6 protein-coding genes are annotated in these 4,788 nt (G+C 60.5%); all 6 read right to left on the reverse strand.

Features of this window, described 5'->3' with window-relative positions; all coding sequences use genetic code 11:
• A partial coding sequence (locus tag VF629_RS25850; RefSeq protein ID WP_414653925.1) for a hypothetical protein occupies positions 1 to 138 on the reverse strand: 138 nt, incomplete at its 3' end.
• A gap of 52 nt (positions 139 to 190) precedes the next feature.
• The gene (locus VF629_RS22685; protein ID WP_331060793.1) at positions 191 to 610 is read right to left on the reverse strand and encodes a DUF4280 domain-containing protein; all 420 of its coding nucleotides are present in this window, start codon (positions 608 to 610) and stop codon (positions 191 to 193) included.
• The gene (locus VF629_RS22690) at positions 607 to 1,476 is read right to left on the reverse strand and encodes a hypothetical protein (RefSeq protein WP_331060794.1); all 870 of its coding nucleotides are present in this window, start codon (positions 1,474 to 1,476) and stop codon (positions 607 to 609) included. The genes VF629_RS22685 and VF629_RS22690 overlap by 4 nt, the downstream gene beginning before the upstream one ends.
• A 5-nt stretch (positions 1,477 to 1,481) precedes the next feature.
• Positions 1,482 to 2,498 (reverse strand): DUF2931 family protein, encoded by a 1,017-nt coding sequence (locus VF629_RS22695; RefSeq protein WP_331060795.1) that lies wholly within the window; start codon positions 2,496 to 2,498, stop codon positions 1,482 to 1,484.
• Between the two features lie 109 nt (positions 2,499 to 2,607).
• The gene (locus tag VF629_RS22700) at positions 2,608 to 4,161 is read right to left on the reverse strand and encodes a phospholipase effector Tle1 domain-containing protein (protein ID WP_331060796.1); all 1,554 of its coding nucleotides are present in this window, start codon (positions 4,159 to 4,161) and stop codon (positions 2,608 to 2,610) included.
• Between the two features lie 57 nt (positions 4,162 to 4,218).
• Positions 4,219 to 4,788, reverse strand: a 570-nt coding sequence (locus VF629_RS22705) for a DUF2345 domain-containing protein (RefSeq protein ID WP_331060797.1), incomplete at its 5' end; no start/stop codon positions are given.

Raw genomic sequence — 4,788 nt, forward strand, 5'->3', positions numbered from 1 at the left:
CGTTTGCAGGCCTTTGAGGTTGTTGTTGGGCGGGCTGTAGGACGTGTTCTGCTTGTTTTGGGGGTGAAACAGGTTGCCCAGCGCCACCGGGAACTCGGCCTGGCCGTGCTCGTAGCCCACCAGCACCTGCGAGCCCACCTCCGGGGCGTGAACAGCTGGCCTTAGCAGTCTTTCTTGCCCCCCAGCAAATCTATTCTTCCTCGTTGAGCAAGAGCGGACACAAGCTTAAAAAGGCCGTGCGCACGGCCTCTATCCGTGGTGGGGCGGGCAGAGCCGGAATAGCGATTTGTAAAGTGTTAAGGACGCTCACTTGGCCCCCTATGGCGCAACGAATAGTGCTTTTCTCCAGCAATGGGTGGCGGCCGGGCTGGTTGACTTCTACCAACTCAAAAACGTCCTCCCACAACAGCAGTGCAGGGGCACAAGGAGTGTTGTTTTTGAGGGCGCAGGTTCCAAAGGGCAGGAACGTTTTGTCCAGGGTAGTAGCCACAAGCTTGCCTTGCAAGTGGCTGTTGTGCGGACTGACCACCTGCAACTGACTGGGCAGTGTGCCTTTATCGCAACGGCAGATGGCGCCATTGCAGACGAGTTCTTGTCCAACCTGACTCATATGCGCGCAAGGGTAAGGTGATATTCTTTGTTAAGCAACTGTCCGGCCCGAGCGTATACGGTTAGTTCGGCGTGTTCGGGCAAGCCCGTAGCAAGTTCCATGGTATAGGCGGCCTCGTAGCAAAAGTGCGGCGTTGGCAGGGGCGGTGATTGGCCTGGCCAGCTGGCGGCAGCCAGTTGCAGAGCGTTAGCCAAATGGTTTTGTACAGTGACTGAGTCTGTTCGCTGAAGGTCGAGCGGGCCGTGCACGCGCAGGCCCACCGACTCCGTGCCCACCACCGGCTCCGCCGTCACCTGCTCGGCAAACCACAGCGGCGTTTTGTCGAAGAAGCCGGCAAACCGTCGGGGTGGCCGAGGTGAGCCGAACGGTTGGTGGCACAAGCCCGGCAACAGCGTTTGGTAAAGGTAGTCGAATTGGAGCGAGTGCAGCAAAGCGGCTGGCGAAGCCAATTGCCGTTCGGTAAAGTCCAGTAGCGTCGCGGTCACGCGGTCGTCGGGCGCAGTGGTGGCCCGCAACTCGGTCAGCAGCTGCTCGCCGGCTTGCCGCAGCGCATCGTAGTTGAGCAGCGCGGCCACTTCGCCAGCGGGGGTCAGCAACAACTCCAGGCGGGCGTAGAGGGCCGCCAGCCGCTGAGCCAACTCGGCCAGCGGCTCTGTGTCGGTCGACGTGCGAAGCGACGGTGGACCGCTTTCGAGGGTGACGCTCATGCCCTCGGCCAGCGAATGCACCTGCAGGCGCAGGGTCTTGGCGACGGTGGTGGCTTGGAAATCACCAGCGGCGTAGGCTTCCCAGCGACTAGTGGCCGTGTAGTGGGCCACGGCCGGGCGCAGCGCCGGCGCAACGGGGAGCGGAGGTGCGGCAGCCATTGCGCTCATTCGGCGTCGTAAACCACCACTTTGGCGTGAGGCAGCGGCACCTGCTGTTGGTCGTTTTTGACAAAAAAACGGGCTTGGCTCACGCGCTCGTCCGTTTCGACGTAAAGCGTGAGCGGGCTGTTGGGCCGGGCGGCTTGCAACTGGCGGAAGGCGGCCAGCGTCTCGGCCTCCTCAAAGGCATCGACCCGAATTTTACGCCGCCGCCCGTAGCCCGCATCCACCACCAGCAGCAGGTGAGCGGGAACTGCGCGCGTTTGGGGCCGCAATAAGTCTCGTACGTAGGCGGGCAGGTCAGCCGTAGGTGGATAGTGCGTGCGCTCGGCATTCAAGCAGGTAAGGCTGAATGTTTCGAGTTGCAAAGGTCGGTTGAAGGCCAGTTGCCAAGAGTACGTCTTCAGGTAGGCATCCCAACGTCGGGTACTGAGGGTATGGGTCTTGATTTCCTGCTGCACGGCTGCTGGCATTTTGGCCCGCTCCTGTGCCACCATCTTGGGCCGGTTGGCCGCTTCGTTGAACTGTTTGAAATCGTACTGAATCTCGCGGCCCTCGTAGCGGCCGAGCAGCACTTGGTTGGCACCCGCTAGCCAGACCACTACCACGCCCTTGGGCAGCAGGCACATCGTCAGTTCATCATACGTTTCGTGCTGCTTGTCTTTGGTGTTCCAGTAGCCCTGGCGTAGTAGCTCGGTCAGGCGCTGCTGCGGCAGTAAGAATTGGCCCTCGTAGAACTTGTCTTCCGGGTACGAGTACCAGCGCACCCAAAACCGTTCCGGCACGGGCTGCATGGGGTCGCCCACGCCCCAACTGATGGCCGAGGACCCCCAGTCCCCTTCCAAAAACTCGGGGGCGATGGGAATGCCGGTGCTACCAGTGCCGGCAGCAGGCAGGAAGTAGCCGTCTATCACTTCCATCGGATAGCCTTCCGCCGCTGCGGGGGCAGCCGAAAGACGGAAGCGCTCGGGAGGCAAGGGGGCCGCCGGAACACCGGGCAGCGGAGCAGACAAATTTGGCATAGACGGGGCAGGGGAGCGAGCTGCGCACGCCACCAAGCTAAGCAGCAAAGCAATCAAGTAGGTGGGTGGGCGGAGCATGGTGGCAAATTGAATGAGCGAAGCAGGCGGCCTAGCCCGGAATGGGCAGGCGGGTTGGCAGGTAGCTGTCGTTGGGTGGCAGTTCTTCCATCGGCGGCATGGGGGGCAAGGACCCGCTGCTGTCGGCCGGGGCCTGCTGGCGCGCCGCCTCCATGGCGGCTAGCTGCCGCTGCGAATGGGCTTCGAGCTTGGCATCGTACGCGCTGGTATTGACGCGCATCTCCATGCCGGTGTTGTTGCTCCACGACAGGTGTAGGTAGTGCTGCCGCAGCCAGCGGTAGTCGGCATCGGCCACGGGGGCGGTGACGGCAGTAGCGGGCCGCGCCCCAAACTGCGCCACGGCAAAGCCCGCTAGCTGGTCGCGCACAGTGGCCAACCGGCCGGGCGGCACCGTGTATTTCGCGGTGCGCTCGTCGGGCGCGGTCGGCGAATCAAACTTGATTTCGCACTCGGCCGCCACGATGAGCTTGAGCATGACGGCCAGCGACACGTGCTGAAAGGAATTGCCGAGCGTGCGCGTGCCCGTAACGATTTTTTGCCGGGGCACGCCCTGGCCTTTATCTTTCCAGGTGGTCACCAGCTGGGCGGGCAGGTACCAGCCTTGGCGCTGAAAGTGCGCGGCCAGCTTGTACTGCGCAGGGTTCTTATATTCCAGCTTTTCGGTGGCACCGGGCTGGTAGCCGCCGCCGATGTCGGAGTGCGCGCCCGGCAGCAGCAGCTCCAGGCCCTTTTGCTGGCTAGTGGCGCTCTCAATAGTGGTGATGGAAAAGTTGACCCGGTATTCATCGGCCGCCCGCAGCTGCACCACTTTTTCCAGCGTAGGGTCATCCAGCCACAGGTGCAACTCGGGCACATCGTTGCGAAAAGAGTAGTCATTGAATAGCTTGTGGCGCACGGCCTTGCCCAGCAGGCTGCTCAAGCTGGTATCTTCCTTGTCGTTTTCGTCGAACGACGAGACGCTATCGAAAAGACCTACAAATTTCAGCTTTACCACCGCCGGGTCGACTCCCAGTGCCTTGCACAAATTGTTCTCACGGCCCCGCGAATCGGTGCGCCGGGCGCAGAAGTGGCGGGCCGCCGCCGCGCCCCGGCTAAAGCCAAAAGCGTAGACGGTCAACTCTTCCAGATAGCTGTCCTCAGTAGCAATCAGCAGCGATTTTATGCTAGATTCCAATCGTTTAATGCCTTCCGTTACACGCGCCGGAATGCCGGTTGGCCCTGACCCGAAGCCGCCGCCGCTTATGTCGTCGTTGCCGTCGTTGGTGGTGCCGATGCCTTCCATGTACACCGATATAATTTTCTCATTGCCTACCTTCTTTTGGTGCATGAAGTGCAGTAAGGCGACATTGGAATAGGCGTTTTTGTAGCTCCCGCGGCGGCCCAGTGGGTCGAACTCCATCGTCATGTAATAAGGGTCCTTTATCCGCTTCTTCGTGTTGTTTTCGTTGTTGCCGGTCCCGTCGAAGAAGATGGCGGCTTTAATCTTCACCCCGACCTTGTTCGGCTGGTCGGGCTCGCCCACCTTTCCTTTCCCAATGGGGTCTTGAGCCGACGTGGCTTGCGCTTGGTCCAATGCGTTAGCCATAGGGTTTGAAGTGAATTATCAATTGGAGGAAGACAGAGAAAACCGTGGCATTTGGGCTTACGACTTGCTCCATTTGATGTCGGAACCCATAATCTTGGCTACGGCCCCGGCCGATAGTTCCACGTTATCGGATGCTTTGGCCAGTATTTTTTTACTGCTGGCTTCCAACGCGAGGTCTTCGTCCGTGGCCGTAAGCACCAGTCGTTGCTTGGCCCGAATGCCGATGCTCCCGTCCTTGGTTTCGGCCATAATGTTCTTGTCGGCCGCCAGCGTAATGTCCTCCCCGGCGCGCATCGAAATGTTTTTCTTGGCTTCAATGGAGATGCTGTCGCCCGAGGTGAGGTTGATGGGTCCGTTGGTGGTGAGGTTGATGCTACCGTCGCCCTTGAAGCTGACCAGAATCGAAGTTCCCTTGTTATTGGAATTGGAAATGAGGATGCTTTGCGCCCCCGCCACCTCGCTCATCACAAACTTGTTGCCGCCGGCCGTTTGCAGGCCTTTGAGGTTGTTGTTGGGCGGGCTGTAGGACGTGTTCTGCTTGTTTTGGGGGTGAAACAGGTTGCCCAGCGCCACCGGGAACTCGGCCTGGCCGTGCTCGTAGCCCACCAGCACCTGCGAGCCCACCTC

The organism is Hymenobacter sp. (assembly GCF_036388155.1).
GTDB lineage: Bacteria > Bacteroidota > Bacteroidia > Cytophagales > Hymenobacteraceae > Hymenobacter.